Below are 25,530 nucleotides of genomic sequence, written 5' to 3' on the forward strand. Positions count from 1 at the left end.
ATAATGAAAAGGAATGATTTATGTAATGGAACAAAGAATTTATGAAGAGGAATTAGTAGTTACTAAAGAAGTGTATTATAGGGAAGGAAACATGTTTAAGGTATATGGGTTTAAATTTGCTAACGAAATAAATCCTATTATTAAAGTACATCCTACATATCAAAGTTTTACTATTGCAGGAACTAACGCTCCTCCGTTAGAAGAAGGAAGAAAGTACATAGTTAAATTTAAAGACAGTTATTCAGAACAACGTGGAGACGGATATGAGTTTGTTAGTGTAGTTACAGATGGTATTAAAGGTAAGGAAGGACAAGAAGACTTCATTAGAGCAGTTTTACCAGAAAAACAAGCACAAAGTATTTTAACAAAGTTCTATGGAGAACAAAATATAGTAGATAAGATACTTGCAGACGAGATTGATTTAACTGAAGTAAATGGTATTGCTGAAAAAACCTCTATTAATATCAAAGAGAAATTATATCAATTAGAAATATATGAAGAAGCAATTCGTGAACTATCTCCACTTGGAGTAGGGATTAAGAATATTAAAATCTTAACTGAACATTTTGGTTCTGCTGCCAGATTGGTAAAAGAAGTAAAAGATAATATATATACATTAACTAAAGTACACGGATTTGGTTTTAAAAGAGTAGACGTGTACGCATTACAAGAAGGTATGGAAAAGAACGACAGAAGAAGAATTCTAGCAGGTGCACATTATGTTATTGAGCAATTAGTTAGTTTTGGAGATACAAAAATTGATATCAATAGATTCGATGATGAAATGTGTAAGATACTTGATATTGAAGAAGTAGATGATGAATTATTCTCACAAATCTTATCTGATAAAGAGATTTACTATAAAGAAGGGTATATAAGCTTGAAGAAATACTATGAAGAAGAAGAAAAGATATTGTTCCACTTAAGAAGAATAAGAGATAACTTTGAATATGATTTACAAGAACAAAATATAGAAGAGATTATAGAAATTAATGAGTCTAAATTAGGCTTTAAGTTCAACGTTAAACAATTAGAAGCAATTGATAAAGGTTCTAAGAATGGTGTATTTATATTGGATGGGAAAGCTGGTAGTGGTAAGTCTGCAAGTCTATTAACACTTATTGAAGTTATTGATAAATCTCACGTTGCCTGTGCGTTATCAGGTAAAGCAAGTAATGTACTAGCTCAAAATGGATTAAACGCTGCAACTCTACATAGAACTTTAAAGTTTGACCCATCTGATGGGGGTTTTAAACATGATTATACTAATCCATTACCAGTAGATATTGTTGTTCTCGATGAAGCATCAATGGTTGATAATGGTTTACTACTTAATTTACTTTCAGCTGTACCTGATGGAGCTCAATTATTTATCGTAGGTGATAGTGGTCAGTTACCAGCAATTGGACGTGGAGCAGCATTTGATTACTTATTGGGTTCAACTGAGTTTGCTCATACTACACTTACTGAAGTACATAGACAAGCATTAGATTCAGGTACTTTAGAGATTGCTAATAAGATTAGAGATGGAAAACAGTTTAATGCTAACAATGATTATGGAAGATATACATATGGCAATAATAAAGATTTAATGTACTTTAGTTATCAAGACAAAGAAAACATATTGGGAGATTTATTAGCTATGGCTAGTAGATTTATAGAAAATCCTAAAGTTGATAATAATGATTTACAAGTTATAACTGGCATGAAAGAACGTGGAGATTTATCAGTGTACAATTTAAATATGCTACTACAACCATTATTTAATAAAGACAATATGAATAGTCCTGACATCTTATCTAATAAGAAATATACATTTAGAAAGAATGACAGAGTAATTCAACAAGGTAACAACTATAGAGCAAGAGTTATTGATAAAGAAACATTCAATAGCTTATCAATTGGATTAATTAAAACAGAGGACATTGAGCCTAAAGAAACACAAGTGTTTAATGGAACATTTGGCTATATTGTTGATTGCTCTCCAAATCTAGGGATGTTAGTTCAATTTGATGATACTGAAGGATTAGTATTCTTTGAGAAAACAAGTAAAGCAGATGAGACTGGTGTATTAGATTTAGGTTATGCAATCAGCTGTCATCGTTCGCAAGGTAGTGGATTTAAAACATTGTTCTTTGCATTATCATTCAACGAGTATATGTTATTAAGTAGACAGTTCTTATACACAGGCTTAACAAGAACAATAAACAACTGCTTATTGTTTGCAGAGAATAAAGCATTACATTACGCAATTAAGACAGATAAAGGTAAAACTAGAAAATGCTTCTTAGGGGAGTTATTAAAAAAATAAAGGAAGATAAAATATAATGGTAATCAACAGAAAGAATATATTAACAGACAATGATATTATTACTATGAGAAATTCAATCTTTAATAAAAATAGTGAGGGTCTAAAATATGACCCTTACATTAAAATTCCGAATTCATTTATGGAGAAAATTATAGATGAAGATATGTCTTCTAATTGGAAAGGACAAGTTATTTTAACTTATATAGGATGTATTATTGCATATGTTGAAGCTGTTAAGACATATAGAAAATTTCATATGTCAGTTGATGATATTATGAGTTTTATGGGAGTAAATGCTAATAATCAAAAAGTAAGAAAAGCATTTTCTAAAAATTCATGGATAACACAACATGAATATGTAAAGAATGTTAATATGTTACCACATTCTTATGAAGTGAACGATAATAGTGAATTTATATTTAAGACAACTAATGATATGACAAAAGATGAAGTTAATATGCATTTTGCTAATATGGATAATAGACAAGTAAGATGCATGGAGCCTTTAAGACATACACAAGGGGTAAAACGTAAAAGAGGAAGAGGATATCAAGTAATAGAAGTGCCATTATTACATCCTGATGCAACTAATTACATTACATTGAAGTATAGTACAATTTTAGATTTTATAGATGGTAAAACAACAGCAACAGATTTTTATTTATTATGTGTCTTAAAATATATTACAAAAGATGGTTTCTTAACAAGATTAAAACCATTTCAAACAAGTTATAAAAGACTTGGTACATTAAGTAAGTTAAGCACTAATACAGTCATGACTTCATTTCAATTGTTAATTCAACTTTATCCATCAGCAATTAAATATAATAGTTATATTCAATTAATCAAAGGTGAGTTTAAAACTAAAAGTGAATTAAGGGTCGTAGAATACTGCATATAATTTTATAAAAATCATCCAAATGAAATGCTCTGGAGTAAGCTATATCAGCTTTTTCAGCAATATGAAATAAAAAAATAGTAGCGTATTAAGATGCTTTATATGTAAAGGTTCAACATGCTTTCACCCATATCGCCTGCGGCAGCATAAGTATACAAAGAGAGAGTATTAATCCGCTACAAGTTTTTTTAAAATTTTCGAAATAAGAATCGGCTGTACTCGTTGGGGGAGTAAGTGTACAGGGTGATTGATTAAAAGTTATTTGGAATAACAATGGGAAGTATCGACCTGCATCAAGTGCACGTCTCAACTTCTATTCGTCACGTGTGCTAAAGCAACACGCAACTCATGTGGAAATTTTATGTAAGATTTATCTCATGTTCATATTCAGTAAATAGAGCTCGTATATGAGCAAGTAATGATTTTAGGATAAATTGGTCTAAGAAGATATTGAATGAGCTCCTGCGGGTGATTAGAGTGTTCAAATGAAGCGATAGAGTTTAAATGTGGATGAGAATGAAATGTGAGTTGAAATGGATACTAAGGATAGGTAAAAATATCACCACTTCAAAATCAGTCAAATTTACAGCCTATTTGCTCAAGTTTACTTTGGAAGATAAATAGGTATCGAAAATGATTAACGCTTCTCTACGGACTTATATTGAGCTAATCTGAAGCGATAGATAAATTATTCAGTTGTACATAAAAAAATTGATATAATAATTGACATAAAAGATAAAATATAATAATATTAGTATATAAATAAAAGGAGATTGATACATATGGCATCAGAAAGAAAAGAAATAACACTAAATATAGATTTACCGCATGAGTTTAGAATTGTGAGGTATGGAGATTCGGATACTCTTGAGTTAGAAAGTAAGGAATTTTTATATGACAAGAAGACTAGGCAGAAGTTGAAAACTAAATCATGGAAATTCTTAGGGTACTTCTCAAGTGTAGATGGAGCTATCAGAGGATACATTAAATTTGCTCCAGCTAAACGTATGGTGGGTAACAAGACTATTCAGGACTATAAACGTTTCCTGAGAGATATCGAGCAGACTGTAAATAAAATTGTTAAAGAATAAAATATGATGAGGTGTAGAGTTTATGGGATGGAAATTAAAGAACTACAACTTAGCAATACAAATGTGCTTTGAGGGGTTGATAGGTAACTCATTCTCATTGAAAGTGGGAGAGCAAACATTATTATATGTGCTAGATGACGTGCTTATAGACTGGAACAAAGAAGAGTTAGTGTTTACTTTTGATTTGTATAAAAAAGATGAGGACTTCGGATTATATTGGAAATGTAAAACAGGAGAAAGAGTATTATTCACATTATCACACTTCAAGAATTACATACTTGAGAAACATGATTTGAACCATGTAAGATACATAGAGATATTGCAAGAAGATATATATGAATACATAGCAACAGTAGTAAAAGAAAGATTTAAATTACATATATAAAAATAAAATACGAACTATGAATTAAGTCGTTATACTCTAGGGTATAATGACTTTTTTGTATGCAATTTTTTATCAATCATAAAAGTACCCCCCTCATCATAAAATGATAATTTTTTTTGAGAATAAAAATTATGGTGTGAAAAAATAATTAAGCGTAAATTTACGTCTTTTTATATACGTGTGTAGCAAACATAAGTGTTACCTGTAAAAAAGTTGAATGAAATATGGGTAAAATGAGTAGAATATACTGCAAGGAGAGGTGTGTATTTCCCACGAGAGATACTAGGAGAATATCATCATAATTTAGCATGGGAAAATTTCCGTACAGTTTTATGATGTGAAATTAAGCAAATTAAAACGAATAAGATTAAATACGAGTAAATAACGTAAAAAACGATTAAATTAAAATGTATCTCAGAGAGTAAATTTATGTTAGTAGCTGAATAGGATATTAGTACACTAGGAGAAAAATATTATGAGTGATTGTTAAAGTATGCTGTAAGTAGAGTTGAACAGACATGATTAAGAAATATGAATAGGAGAATGTGAGTGAGAGGACAGAGTGATAGTTGTGAGGTAAATATACGAGTGATACTAGGGAAAATGATGTAAAGGTTGATTTAGTATTATGAATAATATAGAGTGGGAAATAACGTACTTAAAATGGTGAATAGAGTGAGTTTAGGTATGTGAAAATGGAAGTGTAAAAAATGAGATTTGAGAAGCGGTAAGATTAGTAAGGTTAGAGTAGGTTGGAAAGGTAAAAATAGAATAGTGGTTAGAGAGTAAATTTATGTTATGTGATGAGTGGAAAAAGAGGAAAAGTGAAAAATGTAAATTTAGTGAGATAGATGAGTGAGGATGAGAAAATATATAGGTGGAAAAAATAATGTGTGTGAGGATGTGACAGTATAGGCGATTTTTGGAAGAAATTGACAATCAAAATCTGCAACTATCCCCCCTTACAAAAACTGGTAAACGCCGTATAATATCGGTTATGCTACCTTTACACTGAAAACCGAATAATAAGGCGTAATAATTGGGCAAATGTTCGTATTTTATTTTGGGTCTGAACATTGGTAATTACTGGTAAATTGAATAATGTAATATATAGATATGATTAAATTGATAGGGTACAAAAAAATTGTACCGGTATAATTTCAATAACAGGGGATAATTTCGTAACTGTTCATATTGTATATACACAATATACACACTTCACATATTCCCATTTATTACCATTCAATTTATCCATATTCTACCATTTGCCAACTTTATCCAATATCCACATATTACCAATGTACATTGTACACATCACACATTACCAATATAAACCAATTACCAACATTACCCAATTTACATATTATTTTTATCTAATATACCAACTATTACCATATTACATTATAGATATTATTCCAATCATTACCATTTAATATTGAAAATTATTAACATGTTATCCACAGAACAATAAAAGGGAATAAACAATAATCTCAAATATTTAAACTGGTAAATACTACCATTCAATAATTATATGAATAGGGAATATATACCAATTATATTTACTTACATATATTACCATTATATCTATATTGTTTTATTCCAATCATTACCATATTACATAATAATTTTATACAATCATGTATCATTCATTAATTATTATATGTGATTATGTTCAATCATATGTATATATATACTATACATATACATACTATATACATGTATTACGATATGGTAATATATTCCATTCATTTTGTATTACATTGTACTTAATTTTGTTTGTATCGGCGTTGCATACTTATACATCAAATATACACTATTTTGTATATCCATATATTACCAATAATATGTAAATAATGGATATACAAGATTTATACATGATTTTGCATATACATATATTACCAGTAGAATAGTGTAATATTATCCTTTAATGTTGTCAAATAAGATAAAATATAAAAATAGCACGTTCATACAGGCATTTTAAGGGGTCATACAGGCACGCTTTTAATTCTAGGTATATTACTATTCGGATACTTCTTATCGTTCAATCACGGCAATATTCACATTTTGCATACTTTATAGGCATTTTAAGACGTCATACAGGGCATATAGTAATTTACTTAATATTATTTACTATGTGACGTGATAGGGCGTTTATTTGGCTTGTATGTGCTTGTATGTGCTTGTGTGTGCTTGTATGTGCTTGTGTGTGCTGGTGTGTAATTGGCTTTGTCAGTGCTGGCATATGTTACAACTGTAATATTTTTGTAATGATTTTAGGCGGCTTTTTTCGTGTTTCTTCATATATATTAGTGTTACAGGAATGTTACAACTGTAACATAATTGTAATATTTAAATTGATAGATTTTACTTGTAATACACTATCAGAATGTTATAATAAGGTATAGCTTAATTAAGGGAACGAAAAACACACCGAACAAACGTTTGGAACAAAATTCCCTCAATAAAGATAAAATATAATGTTGTGTAGGGCATTATTTAACAAGTTCTATATTAGGGCTTGAAACGATTAGCAATCGTTATACTAAAGCGATAAAGTACCATTTGAAAAGTGTAACTGTGAAGTTGTCAGTTAGTAAAATGCGAAATTGACCGTTTGAACATTGAAATAGTGTGAAAGCTAGAACACACGCAAAATAAGAAAATTGTCTTTTTACCTTTTTAAATTCTAAAATGGCATAAAAACAGGCGGCTTTTTTAGTCACTGGGCTTTGTGCCATTCATAGAATTTAAAAAAAATAAAGGTGGTAATTTAATTATGACAAGTACAATTGAAAGCATTGAAAAAACAGTAAAAAACTATTTTAACAACATCAACAAGAAAATTGATAATAACGAAATAACAACTGATGAAGTTAAACAACAAATTAATGTTTCTTACATGTATAATAAATTATGTGAATACAATCAGACTGTAAAAACTTTACAATCTGAAGATGTATTTTTAAAATTGGCTATTATGGTTATAACGGAAGAAATTCCTAAAATAACTGAAAGATTAAACAAACCTAAAAAAGATGATTATACTTTAAATTTTTTAAATAAATACGTGCCAAAAAAGCACCATCAAGCGATTATTCAAGTTGATTATGACAAGCTAGACGGGTATTTTATTTACTTATCAGATGATTATATTTTCAGTACGACAGACGGGCATTATATGAACGGTTTAACACTGAATGAAATCAAAAAAGAATTTAAATATATAGTCAAAAAGTAGTTTTTAAGTTGCTAGAAAGCATGAAATAACTTTCGTGCTTTCAATGGAATTTAAAAATTAAATTAAAAAGGTGGAATTTTAAAATGACAAAAATTGACAAATTAGAACAGGCTATAAAAGAGGCTTACGGACAAGAAAGTGTTCTACTTGATTGTACAGACGATAAAGCAATAATTAAATATGTTCAAAATAATTACATTGAATATATTGTAATAAGTCATGACTATGTAAGTATGTTCAATGGTAGTTACTTTGCACCAATCGGGCAAACAGTCGAACAGGCAAGAAAACACGCATGGGACAAATACAAAAAAACAATTTAATAAATTGTAAAATTGCATAATAACAGGCAACTAAAAAAGTAGCTTGTTTATTATGCAATTCATAGAATTTATTAAAATTCTTAAAAAAGATAAAATATAAAAAAAGGTGGATAACAAAAATGACAAACAAACAACCAATTTTAAACGAAAAAGAAAGAAAAATTCTAATTGAGAAATTAGCGAACGCTAAACAATTAGAAAACAGTTTTTCAGTTGATAACATTACACAAAATGAATTACTTGAGCTTGAGTATTTTATGAATGTAAATATTTTAGACTTGATGACGTTATCAAAAGTAGAAAACGGCGTAAGAACAGTTAAATTTTCAAAGTGTAATAGATTTAACGTATTATTTGAAATTTAAAAGTTGCTAGTTGGCATATTTCAAAATGTGCCAATTATGGAATTTTTAAAAATATAAAAGGTGGTAAAACAAAATGACAAATAAAGAAATTACTTTCACAATGCAAGAATTAAAAGAAATCTACAACAAAGCGTTAGAACGCTTGAACAATGAAATGGTGCTAAATGATATAATGAAGTATGAATTAGCAACTAACACATTAGAAAGGCATCACGCAATATATAAGCGTCTTGAAATGCAATTAAAAGCATATACTCATGAATTAGATAACCCTAATCTTTCAACGCTTGAAATTGACCAAATAAGCGATAAAATGGACTTAATAGTTGATGAGCAATTCAATCTGATTGATGAGCTTATGAACGTTTAAAAATTGCAATGAGTAGCATATAACAGATTGATTTATATGCTACTACTGGAATTTTTAAAAATATAAAAGGTGGTAATACAAAATGACAAAAAAAATTAAATTAATTGATACTTCTTTCAACGGTAGAACAGAAATAATTTTAACGCCAAATGAAGTTATTGAACTCGCAAAAAGTTATGAAGAACTTTACGAAGAAACGGGCGAAAATATCGAAATTAAAGATTTAAGAAGTGCATTAGAAACTTTGACTGATAACTGGCATTATGAACTAATCGGTACAGTTTAAAAGTTGCTAGGCTACATAATAACAGAATTGTTTTTGTGTAGCTTATGGAATTTTTAAATTATAAAAAGGTGGTCATATCATGAAACTAAAAAACAAAAGCAATTACACACATAAAGAATTACAAGACGTTTTAACGCAAGTTAAAGCACATATACAAGTAACAGGCGATGAGTGGGCAAATGTTACGATTGTAAATTATCAAGAACAAGAAGATGACGAAAAAGAAAACGTGAAATATTTTGACGTGTTACGTTCATATGTAAATATTGAACGTGATACAACGTTGGAAGAATTAGAAAGACAGGTTTTCGAACGTGAAACAGTCATAAAAACTTACAAAACTAAAAAAGGACTGTTACAAGCGTTATTAAATGATAACGATATAACAGGTAGTTATTACAGGCTACACACAGTCATTTAAAAGTTGCTAGGTAGCATATAACAGAAATGTTTATATGCTACTTATGGAATTTTTAAAAATTAAAATTAAGGTGGTAATATCATGAAAATTTACAATGAAGATAACACAAGAATGATTGAAGTAATAGACGGACTAGAAAACGGGTACGCTATCGACCAAACTTTTAGAAATAATCATTATGAATTTTATAAAGAAAATGACAATCTTTTAATCAGAATTGACAGTGAAACAATAGGGCATATTGAGAAAACGCCATACGGGACTTATGAAGAATTGAGATTTGAAAATTGGAATAATGAAAAAGTTTTAACGGTGGAATGGTTAGACGAAATAGACGCTCACATTTTCAATTATGAAGTATAACAAAATTTGATAATTGTTAGGCTACACTATAACAGAAATGAAATAGTGTAGCTTGTAGATTTATCAAAAATTCAAAAGGTGGTTTTATAAATGAATACAACAATTAGAAAAATAAACGATAACAAAATTAAAGAAGTAACAACTTTCAATCGTGACAAAGAAATTTATCAAACAACTGAATTTTATTGGTTATTTGGACAATCTGAAATTGAAATCAATATTATGACAGTAAGCTATTTTGATAATTTTGATAATGAAATTTATAGCGAATACGGAATAAGCGAACATAAAGAAGTTGTAACAGATGAAGTTATCAATAGTTTAATTTCATCATTAAACTTTCAAGAAATTTATATCAAAAATCAAGATATGATATATCATAATCTCACTGATTTACAATTACCAAAAAATGTAAATGGTTTAAACCTTTACTATGAATTTTACAATATTGAAAGTGGCAAACATGAAACTTTTGTTATGTTTAATGATAAAGAAGATATAACACGCAAAATTGCTACTATATACGCTTATGACGGGACAACAAGCAATCGACAAGCTATTGTACAATATCAGACAAACAAAGGCGTACAGACTAAAGAATACGCCGATTTTAAAACACTTGATGATATTGTAACAATGTTTGTATCTGAATTATAAAATCTAATTAATACATTCAAAGAGTGGCATTATCAATATAGTGCTACTACTGAATATATTAATATTCATTATAAGACAATTACAGGCGTTTTAAGGGCATTTATAGGCTTTATAGTAGTTTATATACCTAAACGCATTACAGGGCTTTAAAAGGGCTATTTTAAGCTTATAAGCGAATTGTGATATATCCAATCATAGAACATATAAAGATACTGTAAATCATGCTTATCTTGTTTTTAACGGTGGATATATATAATCTGTTTACGATTGGTTATTACTGTATAACAGGCACTCAAAAATGCACCTAGAAATTTTTAAAAGATAAAATATAAATTTTATCTTGAAATGTATTTGTAATAATGTATAATGATTATTAAGCAATTCAAAAAATCAAAAGGTGGTAATTGATTATGACAATCGAACAATTAAAAAACTTAACAAATAGGGATATCATTCAAGATGAAAACAATAGTGTTTATGTAGTAGAAAAAAATAGTGGTAGCATGATTACATTTGTAGAACTTACAACGGGTATAAATAGAAAGTATTCACACAAACATTTAACAGAATACAAACATATCGGCAAACTATCAAGTGAATTGGCATTTGGTTACAGTTTTTAAGATAGATTGAACTTAAAATCTAATTTATTTCTGAAAGCGTAAAATGATTTCACTATAACAGGTACTAACAAATGCACCTAGTGAATTTCATTTTACAATTTGAAAAATAAATTATAAAAAGGTGGTAACTAAAATGAAAACATTAGAAAGATTACAACAAAAAGCTTTAAATGAATTAAGCGACAAACTCAAAGAATTAAACTTTAAACACAATCAGAAAGATTTATTATTTATCGTAATGCATAACTACAACAAAGAATTTACACATGTTACACCATTAAATCTATATCACTATATCAACGGTTTAAAGATTGATAGAAAGTATTTAAACAATCTTATGCACGAAATACAATGCTATAACATGTTGAAAGAAATCTAAACCATAACAGAAAGGATAATGAAAAATGAATAAAACAGAAATTTTATCAAAAGCATACCGTTACATTTTTACAATCGGACTTGTTGCAAGTTTTATATTACAACGTCTGATTTACGCATAAAACATAAAATATAAAATAAGGTGGTAATTAAAAATGACAAAAGAAATGACAATCAAACAAGCAACTGAAAGAATGGTCGACACTGAAATAAACGCAATTCCTCAAGTATTAATTGAAAAAGCATATTTTGAAAATGATAATTTTGAAAGTTTTCGAAATATCACACCATTATATGACGGGCAACAAGTAATTTATGACAATGAAGAATACACTGTTTTTAATTCAGACTATGAAGGTAATGCAATCTTAACGCATGACGGTGTGCAAATGATTGAAGTTAATCCGTTCGAAATTGACGAAATAGAAAACAGACCATTTTTACCAATGTGGTCAACAATGTGGCAAACTACAAGTTTTCTAACTTATTGGATAGAAAATAACATGGAATTAGTGGCAAGTTTAGGCTTTCAGATATACGAATGTGACGACCTAGACGGTTTAATATTAGGTATTGACGGTGCTGGATATGACTTCTATGAAATGCATTGGATACCGTTATATAATGCACAGGGCTTGAAGTGGCACAATAAAGAATAAAATATGATTTGTAAGTTTTGAGATTACTCAAAAATCAAATTTTGAGTAATCAACTAGATTTACAAAATATAAAAAATTATAAAGGTGGTAATTTATTATGAAATCAACAGTAATTGCATTAGCTTTATCATTAGGACTTAACGCAACGCCAATAGGACAAATTACAAACAATGTAGACAACACTTTATCGGAATTTGACGTTTTAAGCACTAACACAGAACAATTGTCTACTTTTGATATGTTAGCACCAACTTCATTTAAGAATAGTGATAAAACGCAATTAGAAATCGCTAAAGCATATGCACCTATGACTAAATACAAGTTTAAAGCTACAAACACAAATGAAATAACTAATGTAGAAGATGAAACAGACGTTATAGAAGTATCTACAGATGTTGAGATAGGCAAAGAATATACAGTCACTTTCAAAGGCGAACAATTATACTCAATCAAATAAAAAAATTGATATGTAACAGTCAACTAAAAGTTATACGGGGGTACTTGAATGGAAAATTTAAAATCAAAATTTCATGAAAAGAAAGACGATATAATTTTAACAAGTGGCATGTTTGGTTTAGGGATATTTATTGGCGTATGTTGGTTATTACAACAGGCAATTTATTATTAAAATATAACAAAGATAAAATATGAAAGGTAGAATAATACTATGATGAAAACAGAATTTAATTTATTTAAAACGAACGCCGAAAAGAATTATCTATATTTACCATTTAACACTAATAAAAAATTAGTAGAAATATTATTGAAACATGAGATTAAACAGGCACACTTGCCATTACTTGATATTCAGTTCACTAATCAACTTAACAGTACAAGTTTTATTAAGGTATACTATAACGACTTACTGATTGATAAAATACCTTATCAGTCTAAACGATTGGTAAATATGACTAATCAAGAATTTAAAAATCAAACTGTTCATAATTTCAATATTATAATTAAACAGTTGGTTAAGGGTGGATATTTAAAATGATGATACTAACTATTGAAATTGTACAATTGTATTTAAATGAATTTGAAATGCTAGAAACACATTTATTAAAACGTACACAAGTTAAAGATGAAAAGGATATACAAAAGAAACTGAAAGAGTATCTCAATCAGTATGATAGCTATGAGCCTTTAGATGAACAATATAAGAACAATGACGTTAAACAGGCATTTTTAGTTAAGAACGGTAACAAGTATATGCACATTGGTTACAGTGTGACAGGTTACGAAATATAAATATATAAAAGAAAGAAGTGTAATAACATGGATAGATTAGAAAAATTATATCAAGATGTATACAACAAAGTGGATAAAATGAATAATCAATTTTTAAAGTTGCAATCACATACAAAACACACGAAAGAATTATATTATACACACCTAGATTATCGTGAATTAGAAAAGTATATCGAAAATAACAATATTGATATCAGACGTAAATATAGTTTTTTAAATTACGAACTATCAATTTTAGAAAATGAAATAACAGATTTAAAAGTTAACGTATTATCACAGAAGATATGCTTAATTGAATACGAATATAGATACAATGATTTAAACATCTACAGTATGAAAAATGATGCCAACATCTTTGATACAATCGGTTTTAACGGAAATCCCAGTAACATTGAAATAATCTATAAAACTCCATTTAAACAGTTACAGGATAAATTGTTTGATAAAGATATTAATTTCACTTCTGATGAAATAAATTACTTAATACACGATATCGAATGCGAAATTGAAGATATGGAAAACACTTTGATTGAATATTATAGATATATAAGAAGTGTTAGGAAAGCGGACAGAATGATTGATGATATGTTAAAAAATCAAATATCAAGATTTGAAAGATACTATCAAGACTATCAAGAATTTCAAAAAAATAACTCACAAATTTAAAAGATAAAATATAAAAAGTACTTGTAATGTAAAGGTAATAATGCTATAATTATAAATGTAAGGTAGTTAAGTTTATAAGGTACATAAACAAATAACCACCTTAACATTATAGAAAAGGTGGTGTAAGTCATTGATATATTAGATTTAATAGAACGCTTAATAAATATATGTAAAACTATTTCTGACATAATGGTTAATCAAGTAACTATAATCGGCATAATAATAACAACATATATAAGTTACTCAACATATAAAAATAAGCGTTAAACTTAATAGCAAGGTTGCATACTCACAATATGTAACCTTTGCTATCTAGTATATCATATGACCTTAAGAATGAAAACTAAAACACTGGATATGATTAATTATAGTTTAATTATTTTGTTCCTATTATTAATTATCATTAATTTAATGACTACACAAAATATGACAACGATTATATCTTTATTCTTTTTTATGATTATAAACATATTAACTATACATTACAGGCACAAAAAATAATTATTAATAAAAGGTGGTTATCTTATGAATAAAGTAGACAAATACGAATACAAAAATCTGTATGAAATGAAAATCATTGAATATGAAACAGACAACAATAGCATATTCAAAACAGTTGAAGTAAGAAAGACAGGCAATGAGCGTTATCTAACTGATATACATGCAACTAGAGAATACAACAAGAATGATAGGGAAACAGTGTATATTGACTTTAAACTTGGAACAGTTGCTTATGGTAGCTTGAACGAAAAACAATGGAATGAGTACATTAATAACTTATCAGAAAGCAAAAAAGCGTTTGATTACTTTAAAAGTATCATAAATGAAACAACAGGCTATAAAGTAGTAGAAGAATAAAAACAACATTTTATAAAAAATAAATTATAATATAAAGGTGGTTATTAGATGAAAACAATCTATATTGTAAACAATGACAAGTTAAACGCTAATATCAAGAAAGTTAGAAAGATTACAAACAAATAAAATCAGAAAGTTGGTAGATATTATGACAAATAAAACAATCACAGTGAACACGTATACTAGTGAACTTGTAGACAATGATAAAGTGGACACATTAGAAATGACTTTGCCAATTGAGTGGGTAAAAAATAAGATTACTGATTGGGATAATATAGATAATTTTTTAGATAGTTATACTTACGATGATACAGTCGGTTGGCTACAACAGGCAATTAAAGATAAAGTTTTGCTAGGTTTAATAATGTAGCATGTTGCTAAAATTTAACTGTAAAAAAATTATTAATTAAACTAAATAGAACAAAGCGCCAACTAGAAAACATACAACATGACTAGTTTTGTTCTATTGATTAAATTAATAAAACTTTAAAGGTGGTAATTAATATGAATATGAAACAAGTAAATGAAGTATTAGAAAAGTTGAGTAAAGAAGTAATAAAGTTGAACAAAGAGTTAAATGAAAACATCACAATCTTTTATGAAGATAATGGTAGCTTTAACCATGTACTATTTATTATTAAAGAAGATGAAACAGAAGCAATTACTTCAACTTTTGATTTGTATTATAAACCTAGTTTTTATGTAAACTTATCAGAAGAATTGGGAATGGATAGCGATGATATTATAGAACGCATACAAGAAAATGACGATACTATGACGGTAGAAGATATCGAAAACTACTTTAACAATAATTATAAAGTGAAAGATTGGGCGTTCGAAACATGTTCAAGATATCATAATGATGATATAGAACATTTTAATCATATCGATTATGAAAATACTGATTTAGTTGTAGATGAAATCATTAAAGATATTAGAACGTATTTTGAAGAAAGAGAATAAAATAAGTATTTTAAATCACAAATTTTAAAGAATAAAATATAAAATAATAGTTGTTTTACTAAATAGAACATGCTATAATTGTATTAAGGAAATAAGTTACAGGCACATTACAAAAAGGTGGTATAAAGCATGTATAGTAAACCAATTGATAGTCTAATAAAATTAGTTGATAAATCTGAAATACCTAGCAATGAAAAGTTTACATTTTTAGAGTCTGATTTTGTGACTGACGTATTAGAAGAAGAACTCACAAGATATTTTAAAGTTAGTAGTGTAGAGATAGAACGAATAAGAGTAATGCGTTACGGTCAAATGTACGTTGATTATAAGTATTACAACACAGATATTCAAAATTACACATTTGGTACTTTAATGCTTGAATAATCAAGCATTAAAACATTCAATTGAAAATAAAATATAAAAGGTGGATTGCTTATGTTTGGTAGAAATGAGTTAATCTATATGATTGATAAACTCAATAAATATGATGAAAGCATGACGGAATATGTATTTTGTAAAATGAATACGCTAGATGAAAGGTTAAAGAATTATACACCAACTGAAATAATCAAGATGATTACAATAGGCTTTGAGATTACAGACGATTACTACAAGTTTGATGTTAACAATCAACTAATAAGCCTATCAGAATATGATTACAACAAGTTATTGAATGACGATAAAGATTACATTGTAAGTCGTTACTATGCAATGTTAGATAAACTGGATAATGAATAAAATATAAAATAATAAGGTGGTAGTTAAAATGATTAAATACAATATTGAAGTGTTAGATACTTTTGTAACAGAATGGAATGAAGTAAGTCAGGATTGGTCGGGTAATGAGTTTTCAAAAGGTGGTTTTCACTTAGGCGTAGCAAAATCAAATAGTATTGATGATATTTTAGAAGTCATAAATACAACGTTTGAAGTAAACAAAAGTGATTTATTTATAGATGAAGATAATAAACAAACATTGCAATTTTCAGTGGTAGAAGATAGAAACGCAATGCAAGATGATAACGGTCATTACTTAGTTGATTATGTTATAGGCGTTTATAAAATTGAAAGTGTAAATATTAATGTAGTAGATATTGTGGCTTAAATATAAAAAAAGGATAGATAGAAACACATTTAATTATGAAGATACACAAACAAAAATGTTTAATTGCTTAATTAATAAAGTAACTTATCAATTGTTTGAATATGAAATAGTGTTGGAAAAATTAAAATAAAATGGATATTTTAACAAAATAAAACAAATTATAAAAAGGTGGGCTATAAAATGAATGAAATTTTAAACTTTGAATTTTTAACAAATCAAGATAATAAACGATTGACGGAATTTATAAACAAATCACAAAAATTATGTTATGAAAAAGGTTTGTTGACTGAAAAAGAAATACAGTTTTCATGTGGTCAAGATTTTAAAGTGTATAAACAAGATAACAAGTATCACTTTGTTAAAAACGATGTTGATGATATTCAATCATGTGAGCATTTAATATTGGATAACTTTGATGATTTAACAACAGAAATATATATGACTTTAGACAACGCACTTGAAAGCATTGGATATTACATTGATTATGAAGATGATTGGAATAACATAGCATGAGTTTTGTTCTTGAAAGCGTGAAATGATAGATATATAACAGAAAACTAAAAATACACCTAGAAGAAAATCATTTCACAATTTGAAAAACAAAATATTAAAAATAAAAAGGTGGAATTAAAATGACTAAATTAAAAAATGAAGTAAATGCTAAACTATATTATGAATTAAAAAAGGAAATTTTTGAAGAAGAATACTATAATACTATTAGTGGAGATTGGGCTATTAACAATGAAACTTTAGAAGAACAAATGTTTAATGAACTATCTGAAAAAGGACAACAACTGTATTCAATTATACATGCAAGAAAGTATGTTAAAGAGATAATGAATTGTGACTTAGAAACATTTAAAGAGAAAACACATTACTTTGAATTAATAGATGATGATATTTGCAATGATGATTGGCATTGTGAATTAGAAAAACTAACACATAAAATACTTAATTCTAAATTCACAAGTGAAGAAATAAGTGAGTTGTCTGAAGAACAGTTTGAAGAAATTCATATGATTTCACAAGATTTAGCAACTAAAAAATTAGGCAAAGAATATAAACAAATGTATAAAAACTATAAAATGTTTGTTGATGAAAATTTAGGCTTTTTTGAAAGATATTACCTATCTGACTATCAAAATCTTGAAAATTTAAGCAAAATCGAAAGTAAAATTATTGTATTTATGTAATAAGTAACAAAAATATTGTGATAAAAGAGTGATTTTATTGATTTAATAATATCTAAAGTTAAGTAGATGTGATTCACTGTTTAATTAATGATTGACGGTACAATGTATGTGTTTTGTACCGTTTGTTGATTGATTAAAATATCAATACAACTGAATAGGAGGGTTTGAAATTGCATGTATAAACCAAATGATAAAGATTTAATACAACGTTATTTCTTGTCAAAAAACTTGAACTGTGAAGATAGTAACACTTTCAATGGCAATCTGTATAACATTGTATATATAGATGTTCATAGAGATAAAGAAACGATGCTCTACAAGATTGAAGTGTTACAAGCTAACGGGTTAAATTGTGAAGATATAGAAATGACAAAAGAAAGTTTTGAGCAACGTGATGATATAGGTGTAATTGAAATGAAAGAGTTTATAGATTATGAAAGTTGTATACAGTATATTAAATCACGATATTTCAATTTGAGCGAAGATGTATATAAATCTATTGAATTCCTGCATAACGATGACATAGTGATTAATGAAATCATTCATAAAGTTAGATATTCACTTACTCAATTGCAACAAGTGTACTTTCTGATAGATAGGGATAAACACAATCTAATCTCTAAAATTAAACACAGGATTGAAAATGAGTTACATGCCAACTTAGAAATAGGTAAGATAGATGATTTTAAAATAGAGTTAAAAGCAACTAAAAAACTAATCATGTAAGCGTATAGGCTTACATGATTTTAGTTATATAAAAACAAAATATAAGAAAGGGAAAAATGAATATGGCTAGAAAGAAAAAAGATGTTGAACATGAGTTAGATTATACTAAACGTGGGCATACAGGCTTGATATGGTGGGTAAGTAAAAGATTTTTTAAGTTGAATAGACTGAAAAACAAAGAAATGTATTCTGATAAGTACACTAAACCGATTTTAAATGTAATGACTTTTAAAGAGTGTGAAGTTGTGTATCAATTACCTAAAGGTACTTGTCAAAGAGATTATGACAACGGAAAAATGAAAAAGTCTAATGTTAGAAAGTCGTTTTCTACAGGACTAATCACACTAAACGAAAGTATAAGACTGTATGAGAATTATTGGACTGATAGGGCTAATAAGAATGAAAAGCATTTATATTCATCATTAGACGGTAACAAAATGACTGAGCATGAGTATTTTATATACACATTAGGACAAGCTAAAGGCGACAAAGAAAAATAAAGTATTAAAGTATCAGATAGCTATTTATTCAAGTGGCTATCTCTTTTGTATATACTATTGAGTTTGGAATACAGATTGAGTATAATTAAAAAGCGTTTAATGTAATATAAGAAGTCAAACTATATAAAATAGATAAAGGGGATACATCATGAAAAAACAATTTAAATTAATAGGAATAGCTACACTTACAATAGCAATTCTTACAGGTTGTCAATCAAAAGAAGAAAAAGCATTACAAGGCACTTGGGAATTTAGTCAAGGTGGAGTATCTTTAACGTTTGATAGGGGAACCTTACAAGAAAAATTTGTTGACGGTAGTGGCACAGAAAAGAAATATGAAATAAAAGATAAGAAAGACAATGGTGAATTTACTGTAATTGAACATTCAAAACATCCTAATGGAAAAAAACTAATAAATAAACATATATATAAGCTATCAAAAGATAAGAAAACTTTGTGGGAAAAACATTCGGACTACTACTATGAGAAAGTAGAAGATTAAAATAGCACGGTGGAAATCCCTATATAACAGCGAAACATCAAATTTGCAGGCGACTTTTTTGAACCATGAAAATCCCTATATAACAGAAAAAGTTTAAATCTACGGGAAGAAATTTAAAAAAGTTAGAGATTTCGCTTGCAATTTTAATAAAGATAAAATATAATGTATATAAGGTTAAAGAATATAGAAAAGGAGAGGTTGAGCATGAAAAATGTAGTACAAATCAAAGAGATTATGAAAGAAGAGTTTGTAACAACATCACTAGAAGAATTCATCAATGAAGCAGGTATTAACTCTAAGAACACACAAAACGCTTATAAGTCAGACATCACGCAATTCATCAAAATTAGCATAGATGATAACACTACTTTTGTTACTACTCAATCTTTCATTGATTCTATAACAAGAAGTAATATAATGAAGTATAGAAACACACTATTAAATGATATGAACTTGAGTGCTTCATCAATTAATAGAAAGATTACAGCTTTAAATGAGTTCTGTAAGTTCCTATATAACAGCAACTTCGAAATTGACCTGAAGGTATTTGCATCGCTTAAGAAGATTAAAGGCTCAGATAACTCATATGAAGTTATACTTCCTTCTGAAGCTTTAATGATTGCAGAGTATCTTAGAGATAATGAAAGACAAAACGCAATGAGAAAATACTACTACTGTCTATTAGCCATTGATACTGGAGTAAGGGCAGAGGCATTAAACAATATCACTAGAAATTCATTCATAGTAAAAGATGAAAACACGGTAGTACTAAAAGGTATTGATAAAGGTAAAAAGACATTCTCAAAGACTATCAATAAAGGATTTTATGACAAGATGAGTGAAGAATTAGGCTTTGAGGGTATATCTAAAGAGGATAAAATATTTAATTATAGTTCTAAAAATCGTTCCACAATGATGACTAGAGCAAAGAAAGCGTTGGGATGGGAGAATAGAAATATAACATTCCATAGTTTCAAGAAGTGTGCAGTTACTTTTGCTTTTGATACCACAAAAGATATACTGGTAGCACAGAAGGTAGGTAGTCACAGCAGTATTACAACAACTGAGAGATACTTAAAAGGTGCTGAAGACGACTTTATCGGTGCGATATCTTCTGAATTTAGCATGAACATCAAAGACGTAAAACTAGAAAACTACTCTAAAGATGATATAATCAAAGCAATATTGAATTCTAACGAAAACGTTAGTTACTTAATAAAAAAAGAATTGGTGAACATTTAAAAAAATAAATTATAATAGCTTTACTAATAATAGAATTCATGTTACAATGGATTTGTAAGAAAGTTTCAAAAAACATCGGTTCAAAACTAAAATATGAAATATAATTTTATAAGTGTATAATACAACGAGTAACTGAATTGATTTAAAAGTCTGTAATATATAGAAAATGCATAATCGAAATTATGAAAAATGAAAAAAGCAGATTTGAGACAACCAAAAAGACAATATAACAGAAACCAAAAAACAACTTAGATAAAATGTAAAAACGGGGGAATCGAAAATGGAAAAACACGATATGCTAAAAAACATAGTGCAAGAATTAAGAAATCAGAATACAGACGATATGATTAATAAAATTTCAAGTAATATGGAAGAAATGTACAAAATACCTGAAGGTGTTACAAAATCATTCGTAATAAGAGAGTTAGATAAAAACTTCTTTCAGAATACAGATATAAGAATAATTACTTTGTTTATTATGGAAGCATTTAAGGTATTAGGTAGAGGAGAGCTTGTTAATAAATACATTCCCATTGGAGAACAACAAGAGGCAAAACAATATGATTTCGTAGCTTATAAAGAAAGAGATAATATTAAACTACCTTATGAAATAAGCCCAGTGGTTAAGATTAATGATTTATACAGTTGTGCATTAACAGTAAAACAAATTGCAGAATTGTTAAATAGTGGTATCCTTAATTATAATTTTGAAATACAGAGAGAAGCACAATTAGAAACAAGAACAGATGAAATAATTAAAAAGCCAACTATTAATAAAATTAACATCAAAGAAATTGAACAACATTTATTGAATGACACTTTAAAAGAAAGTACGCTTTACTTTAATGCTGCTCCAATGACTTCATCTGAGGGAGACGAAATAATTTATAACAGTGACACAGGTACTATAATGCTAACAAAAGGTACTAGAATAGATATCCTAGATGGTTTTCACAGGGTTCTAGCTGCTCAAGAAGCATATAGACTTAACCCTTCCATAGATTTTGAATTCAATGTTATCTTCTCTAATTTCTCAACTTCTGAAGCTATTAGATGGCAAGGACAACACAGTAAAGCTACACCGTGGTCTCAGAATAGAATTACTGAAATGCAACAAGAATCAAGAGGAGCTAAAGTCGTTAAAACAATTAAAGACCAAGACCTTGAGTTCGGTAAAATTATTTATACAGGTAAATCTATCACCGAAACTAATGAAAGTTTAATCACTTTTAATATGTTAAAAGACACAGTAGACAAAAACTTCGATATTAAAACAAGACATCAAGAAGTAGAAGTCGCAGAGAAACTTTCTGGGGTTATACTTGACATAAATGATTTAAAACAAGTAGTAAAAGGAAGATTCTCACAGGGAATAGTAGTAGCGTTTATAACACAATACGCTGAGAACTATCAAAACAAAGAAAAAGAATTCAGTGATTTAATAAAAGAAATAAGTGAATATATAAACAAAAATGGATTTGATTTCTCTATAAAATCTTCTTCTAAGAATCAACAACAAAGTATTGCCAACGAGAAGGTTAAGGAATTAATCAAGAAAGCTCGCAACGGGAGGAATTAATTATGTATTTTAATCATTTTTACAAAGAGCAATTTATGCAATCTATACAACAAGAATCTACATCAACAATTGCAAACTATGTTTCATTATTTAACAAATCTAAAATATTAGAAGAAACATTTGACAAAGACTTATATAATTTTGACACTTCTGAAATAGAGTTGCTATTGTACTCATTTAACTCACCAAGTAAAAACACATTAAACACTTATTTAAACCAGTGCAAACGCTATGCAGACTATGCAATTTCACATGGACATAGAGTAAGTAATATTAATTTATTTAAATCTTTTACTTATGATTCATTGAAAAGATATGTAAATGTATATAAGCAGAAATACTATTCAATCGATGATATAAATGAAATGCTTAAAGATGTTTATAACATTGGGGATAAAGCATTGTATATGGCTATTTTTGAAGGTATAGCAGGGTATATGTATTCAGAAATTAGTAATATCAAAGAAGAAGATATCAAAAAAGCTCGCAACAATATCAATGAAGACGGTAAGCATGTGCTTAGTGTTAAGGGGATAGGTAAGAACACAGGGGAATTAAGATTGAGGGATATTGCAATTAGTAAACAATTATTAGACGACTTATTTAAAACTTACGAGTCAGTTGAGTACTATAAAAACAACGGAGAGAGTAAAGCCAAAGCAACTAAGATTGAAATTGCTCAAGGAGATTATGTATTCAGAAACACATTAAGGTCTGAAGATAATGAACCGCAAGTCAACAAACAGTATGTGTATCGCAAGTTAAGGTTATTAAAAACAATAACTGAGGATAAAATAAGTTCAGTAACAACACTAATTAACTCTGGCATTATATATCATTTAAGTTTGTTAGCTGATGATAATAATGTAATAGGTTTAAACCAAGCAAAAGAAGTACATGAGAGATATGACTTTACACCAAATGCTGTGAGTCCGAAATCAAGTTATAGAACATTTGTTAGAAAGCATGAAGATGCCCTATATAACATATACGGAGTTAAATTCGAGGAATAATAAAGTACCCTAAAAGAAATTTTAGGGAATACATAGAAAATAAAATATAAAACTGTTGACTTTCTCTCAATTCGAGCTTATAATGAATTTTGTGAGTTGGAATTGCAAGAAATTGCAACATAAATAAAATATGAAAAGGAAGTGGTTGTTTGGCTCATTACACTGCACGAATAACACGTAATAAGCCTGTCAGTAAGTTGAAGGAAAAGGATTGGAAAGAAATTGAGAAAGAAGCACTTGAAGAAATCTTTCGGTTAATTAAAACACATGTGAATATACATGAGGTTAGTGATGAAGGTGCGAGACATGCAGTCATTGAATATGATGTGATTGTTGAAACGCCAAAGCTATATCGTCACAAAGAGAATCTGCAACCGTTAGAATTCAAACACATTTAGAAAGGAATTTGTCGAATGGATTTAAAAACAGTTGAAGTTAGTTTCTCTGGCAGTATTGGGGAGCTAAACGGTACAGGACTAGAATTACTTACATACTTAAGAGAAGTTGCTCTTACAGATTTAGGTGGACTCATTGACCAAGAAAACGGAATTGCAAGTGGAGAATTCATAGATAGTGAAGAATTAGTTGGAGATGAATTTGGCAATGAAGATGAAGAAGATTCATTTGAAAGAGAACCTTTAGAAGAAATTGCTGAATTGCCAGAAACAAGTGATGTTATTGATGCACCTGTTGATGTGTCTATAACGTTAGATTCAACTATCGGAACTAAAATAGAGAAGTTTTCTACAGTTATTAAATACTTTGATAGCATTATTTCAACTAATGGGGTAGTAGATGATACCAATGCAATTATAACAATGATTGATAAGTTTAAAATGTTAGATGGTATATATAATTCTTATGGAGAGTTTGTTTATTCCACAAGTTTTACAACAACATAAGGAGAGAAAATAAATGAAATACATAGTTATTGAGCCAAGAGGTTATGCTAAAATCGATGATTCAATGAGGGAAATATTAGAATTTGATGCAGATAAAATTGTTGGGGTAGAGTCATTTATACAACAACAAGTTGGGAAAGAACCTGTACCACGTAAAGTTGGAGATTATGTTTTATGGATATCTAATCCAGATACAGTAGTCGAAACAGAAGATGAAGAGAATATTGTTGTACCAGAAACACCTAATTTAATGTGTAATATGCTTATTAATGAGGTAGAGTTTGCATTTGGTGGAGTTGTAGTAACAGCTAATCATAAAGTATCTGATGATTTACTTGCAGGTCTAGCAGACCAAGATGTAGCAAATATTATGAATTTATTTACGAATACGGACACTGTGTTGGTAGAGGATAATGAAACATTAGATTTGATTGCGGTAGACAGAGTATTTGATGCATTGCTTACATATTCTAATATTGAAACAGAAGCACCAGCTGACCCGATTATTGAGGAAATTCCAGCAGATACGGAAGAGTTTGATTATGAAAGTTTTGAAGAAACTTATGAAGACACTGAACCTGAATACTTTGATGAATTAGAGTTTGGAGAAACTGTTCTTGAGGTTCCAGAAGAAGTAGATTCAGAAATTGAAGAAGTAGATTAAA

Annotated in this window: 37 protein-coding genes; all 37 read left to right on the forward strand. The window is 28.4% G+C overall.

Features of this window, described 5'->3' with window-relative positions:
* The first annotated feature begins 25 nt into the window (after positions 1-25).
* The 37 genes from LQ617_RS10155 to LQ617_RS10330 all read left to right on the forward strand — a co-directional run bounded on the left by LQ617_RS10155 (position 26) and on the right by LQ617_RS10330 (position 25,529).
* Positions 26-2,311, forward strand: a complete 2,286-nt coding sequence (locus LQ617_RS10155; protein ID WP_239740280.1) for an AAA family ATPase — start codon at positions 26-28, stop codon at positions 2,309-2,311.
* Positions 2,312-2,327: 16 nt separating this feature from the next.
* Positions 2,328-3,212 (forward strand): hypothetical protein, encoded by an 885-nt coding sequence (locus LQ617_RS10160; protein ID WP_239740281.1) that lies wholly within the window; start codon positions 2,328-2,330, stop codon positions 3,210-3,212.
* 779 nt (positions 3,213-3,991) lie between these two features.
* Complete coding sequence (locus tag LQ617_RS10165; RefSeq protein ID WP_239740282.1) at positions 3,992-4,300, forward strand: hypothetical protein; 309 nt, start codon at positions 3,992-3,994, stop codon at positions 4,298-4,300.
* A 22-nt stretch (positions 4,301-4,322) separates the two neighbouring features.
* Positions 4,323-4,685, forward strand: a complete 363-nt coding sequence (locus LQ617_RS10170) for a hypothetical protein (RefSeq protein WP_239740283.1) — start codon at positions 4,323-4,325, stop codon at positions 4,683-4,685.
* 2,776 nt (positions 4,686-7,461) lie between these two features.
* Positions 7,462-7,923: a hypothetical protein gene (locus tag LQ617_RS10175; RefSeq protein ID WP_239740284.1), complete on the forward strand. Its 462-nt coding sequence runs from the start codon at positions 7,462-7,464 to the stop codon at positions 7,921-7,923.
* A gap of 83 nt (positions 7,924-8,006) precedes the next feature.
* Positions 8,007-8,246, forward strand: a complete 240-nt coding sequence (locus tag LQ617_RS10180; protein WP_239740285.1) for a hypothetical protein — start codon at positions 8,007-8,009, stop codon at positions 8,244-8,246.
* Between the two features lie 119 nt (positions 8,247-8,365).
* Entirely contained in the window at positions 8,366-8,611 is a 246-nt protein-coding gene (locus LQ617_RS10185) for a hypothetical protein (RefSeq protein ID WP_239740286.1), read from the forward strand.
* Between the two features lie 73 nt (positions 8,612-8,684).
* Positions 8,685-8,981 (forward strand): hypothetical protein, encoded by a 297-nt coding sequence (locus LQ617_RS10190; protein WP_239704886.1) that lies wholly within the window; start codon positions 8,685-8,687, stop codon positions 8,979-8,981.
* An 82-nt stretch (positions 8,982-9,063) separates the two neighbouring features.
* Positions 9,064-9,267, forward strand: coding sequence for a hypothetical protein (locus tag LQ617_RS10195; protein WP_239704887.1), 204 nt, complete (start codon positions 9,064-9,066; stop codon positions 9,265-9,267).
* A gap of 79 nt (positions 9,268-9,346) precedes the next feature.
* Entirely contained in the window at positions 9,347-9,688 is a 342-nt protein-coding gene (locus tag LQ617_RS10200; protein WP_239740287.1) for a hypothetical protein, read from the forward strand.
* Positions 9,689-9,769: 81 nt separating this feature from the next.
* On the forward strand, positions 9,770-10,051 hold the full coding sequence (locus LQ617_RS10205) for a hypothetical protein (protein ID WP_239740288.1): 282 nt from the start codon (positions 9,770-9,772) through the stop codon (positions 10,049-10,051).
* Positions 10,052-10,141: 90 nt separating this feature from the next.
* Positions 10,142-10,708, forward strand: coding sequence for a hypothetical protein (locus LQ617_RS10210; protein ID WP_239740289.1), 567 nt, complete (start codon positions 10,142-10,144; stop codon positions 10,706-10,708).
* A 410-nt stretch (positions 10,709-11,118) separates the two neighbouring features.
* Entirely contained in the window at positions 11,119-11,331 is a 213-nt protein-coding gene (locus LQ617_RS10215) for a hypothetical protein (RefSeq protein ID WP_239740290.1), read from the forward strand.
* Between the two features lie 133 nt (positions 11,332-11,464).
* Positions 11,465-11,710 (forward strand): hypothetical protein, encoded by a 246-nt coding sequence (locus tag LQ617_RS10220; protein ID WP_239740291.1) that lies wholly within the window; start codon positions 11,465-11,467, stop codon positions 11,708-11,710.
* Positions 11,711-11,864: 154 nt separating this feature from the next.
* A complete protein-coding gene (locus LQ617_RS10225; protein WP_239740292.1) occupies positions 11,865-12,368 on the forward strand; it encodes a hypothetical protein in 504 nt (167 codons plus the stop codon).
* A 97-nt stretch (positions 12,369-12,465) separates the two neighbouring features.
* Positions 12,466-12,825 carry a hypothetical protein gene (locus tag LQ617_RS10230; protein WP_239740293.1) on the forward strand — a complete coding sequence of 120 codons (360 nt, stop codon included), beginning with the start codon at positions 12,466-12,468 and terminating at the stop codon, positions 12,823-12,825.
* Positions 12,826-12,873: 48 nt separating this feature from the next.
* Complete coding sequence (locus LQ617_RS16010; protein ID WP_275590268.1) at positions 12,874-12,996, forward strand: hypothetical protein; 123 nt, start codon at positions 12,874-12,876, stop codon at positions 12,994-12,996.
* A gap of 39 nt (positions 12,997-13,035) precedes the next feature.
* Entirely contained in the window at positions 13,036-13,362 is a 327-nt protein-coding gene (locus LQ617_RS10235; protein ID WP_239740294.1) for a hypothetical protein, read from the forward strand.
* The gene (locus tag LQ617_RS10240; protein WP_239740295.1) at positions 13,359-13,616 is read left to right on the forward strand and encodes a hypothetical protein; all 258 of its coding nucleotides are present in this window, start codon (positions 13,359-13,361) and stop codon (positions 13,614-13,616) included. The genes LQ617_RS10235 and LQ617_RS10240 overlap by 4 nt, the downstream gene beginning before the upstream one ends.
* A 27-nt stretch (positions 13,617-13,643) precedes the next feature.
* Positions 13,644-14,282, forward strand: coding sequence for a hypothetical protein (locus LQ617_RS10245; RefSeq protein WP_239740296.1), 639 nt, complete (start codon positions 13,644-13,646; stop codon positions 14,280-14,282).
* Between the two features lie 525 nt (positions 14,283-14,807).
* Complete coding sequence (locus tag LQ617_RS10250; protein ID WP_239740297.1) at positions 14,808-15,140, forward strand: hypothetical protein; 333 nt, start codon at positions 14,808-14,810, stop codon at positions 15,138-15,140.
* Between the two features lie 169 nt (positions 15,141-15,309).
* Positions 15,310-15,510, forward strand: coding sequence for a hypothetical protein (locus LQ617_RS10255; RefSeq protein WP_239740298.1), 201 nt, complete (start codon positions 15,310-15,312; stop codon positions 15,508-15,510).
* A 134-nt stretch (positions 15,511-15,644) separates the two neighbouring features.
* Positions 15,645-16,103 (forward strand): hypothetical protein, encoded by a 459-nt coding sequence (locus tag LQ617_RS10260; RefSeq protein ID WP_239740299.1) that lies wholly within the window; start codon positions 15,645-15,647, stop codon positions 16,101-16,103.
* A 129-nt stretch (positions 16,104-16,232) separates the two neighbouring features.
* Positions 16,233-16,487: a hypothetical protein gene (locus LQ617_RS10265; protein ID WP_239740300.1), complete on the forward strand. Its 255-nt coding sequence runs from the start codon at positions 16,233-16,235 to the stop codon at positions 16,485-16,487.
* 51 nt (positions 16,488-16,538) lie between these two features.
* Positions 16,539-16,841, forward strand: a complete 303-nt coding sequence (locus LQ617_RS10270) for a hypothetical protein (protein WP_239740301.1) — start codon at positions 16,539-16,541, stop codon at positions 16,839-16,841.
* 28 nt (positions 16,842-16,869) lie between these two features.
* Positions 16,870-17,208: a hypothetical protein gene (locus LQ617_RS10275; RefSeq protein ID WP_239740302.1), complete on the forward strand. Its 339-nt coding sequence runs from the start codon at positions 16,870-16,872 to the stop codon at positions 17,206-17,208.
* Between the two features lie 180 nt (positions 17,209-17,388).
* Positions 17,389-17,721 carry a hypothetical protein gene (locus tag LQ617_RS10280; protein ID WP_239740303.1) on the forward strand — a complete coding sequence of 111 codons (333 nt, stop codon included), beginning with the start codon at positions 17,389-17,391 and terminating at the stop codon, positions 17,719-17,721.
* A 119-nt stretch (positions 17,722-17,840) separates the two neighbouring features.
* Positions 17,841-18,401 carry a hypothetical protein gene (locus LQ617_RS10285; protein WP_239740304.1) on the forward strand — a complete coding sequence of 187 codons (561 nt, stop codon included), beginning with the start codon at positions 17,841-17,843 and terminating at the stop codon, positions 18,399-18,401.
* A 174-nt stretch (positions 18,402-18,575) separates the two neighbouring features.
* Entirely contained in the window at positions 18,576-19,127 is a 552-nt protein-coding gene (locus LQ617_RS10290) for a hypothetical protein (protein ID WP_239740305.1), read from the forward strand.
* 62 nt (positions 19,128-19,189) lie between these two features.
* Positions 19,190-19,627 carry a hypothetical protein gene (locus LQ617_RS10295; protein ID WP_239740306.1) on the forward strand — a complete coding sequence of 146 codons (438 nt, stop codon included), beginning with the start codon at positions 19,190-19,192 and terminating at the stop codon, positions 19,625-19,627.
* A 148-nt stretch (positions 19,628-19,775) separates the two neighbouring features.
* Positions 19,776-20,129, forward strand: coding sequence for a hypothetical protein (locus tag LQ617_RS10300; RefSeq protein ID WP_239740307.1), 354 nt, complete (start codon positions 19,776-19,778; stop codon positions 20,127-20,129).
* A 204-nt stretch (positions 20,130-20,333) separates the two neighbouring features.
* A complete protein-coding gene (locus LQ617_RS10305) occupies positions 20,334-21,371 on the forward strand; it encodes a tyrosine-type recombinase/integrase (RefSeq protein ID WP_239740308.1) in 1,038 nt (345 codons plus the stop codon).
* Positions 21,372-21,651: 280 nt separating this feature from the next.
* A complete protein-coding gene (locus tag LQ617_RS10310) occupies positions 21,652-22,950 on the forward strand; it encodes a DNA sulfur modification protein DndB (protein ID WP_239740309.1) in 1,299 nt (432 codons plus the stop codon).
* Positions 22,951-22,952: 2 nt separating this feature from the next.
* On the forward strand, positions 22,953-23,963 hold the full coding sequence (locus LQ617_RS10315) for a phage lytic cycle repressor MrpR family protein (RefSeq protein WP_239740310.1): 1,011 nt from the start codon (positions 22,953-22,955) through the stop codon (positions 23,961-23,963).
* Between the two features lie 149 nt (positions 23,964-24,112).
* Complete coding sequence (locus tag LQ617_RS10320; RefSeq protein WP_239740311.1) at positions 24,113-24,361, forward strand: hypothetical protein; 249 nt, start codon at positions 24,113-24,115, stop codon at positions 24,359-24,361.
* A 15-nt stretch (positions 24,362-24,376) separates the two neighbouring features.
* The gene (locus LQ617_RS10325) at positions 24,377-24,865 is read left to right on the forward strand and encodes a hypothetical protein (RefSeq protein ID WP_239740312.1); all 489 of its coding nucleotides are present in this window, start codon (positions 24,377-24,379) and stop codon (positions 24,863-24,865) included.
* 13 nt (positions 24,866-24,878) lie between these two features.
* On the forward strand, positions 24,879-25,529 hold the full coding sequence (locus LQ617_RS10330; protein WP_239740313.1) for a hypothetical protein: 651 nt from the start codon (positions 24,879-24,881) through the stop codon (positions 25,527-25,529).
* The last annotated feature ends 1 nt before the right edge of the window (position 25,530 follow it).

This window comes from Mammaliicoccus sp. P-M59 (assembly GCF_022386135.1).
Taxonomy (GTDB): Bacteria; Bacillota; Bacilli; order Staphylococcales; family Staphylococcaceae; genus Mammaliicoccus; species Mammaliicoccus sciuri_A.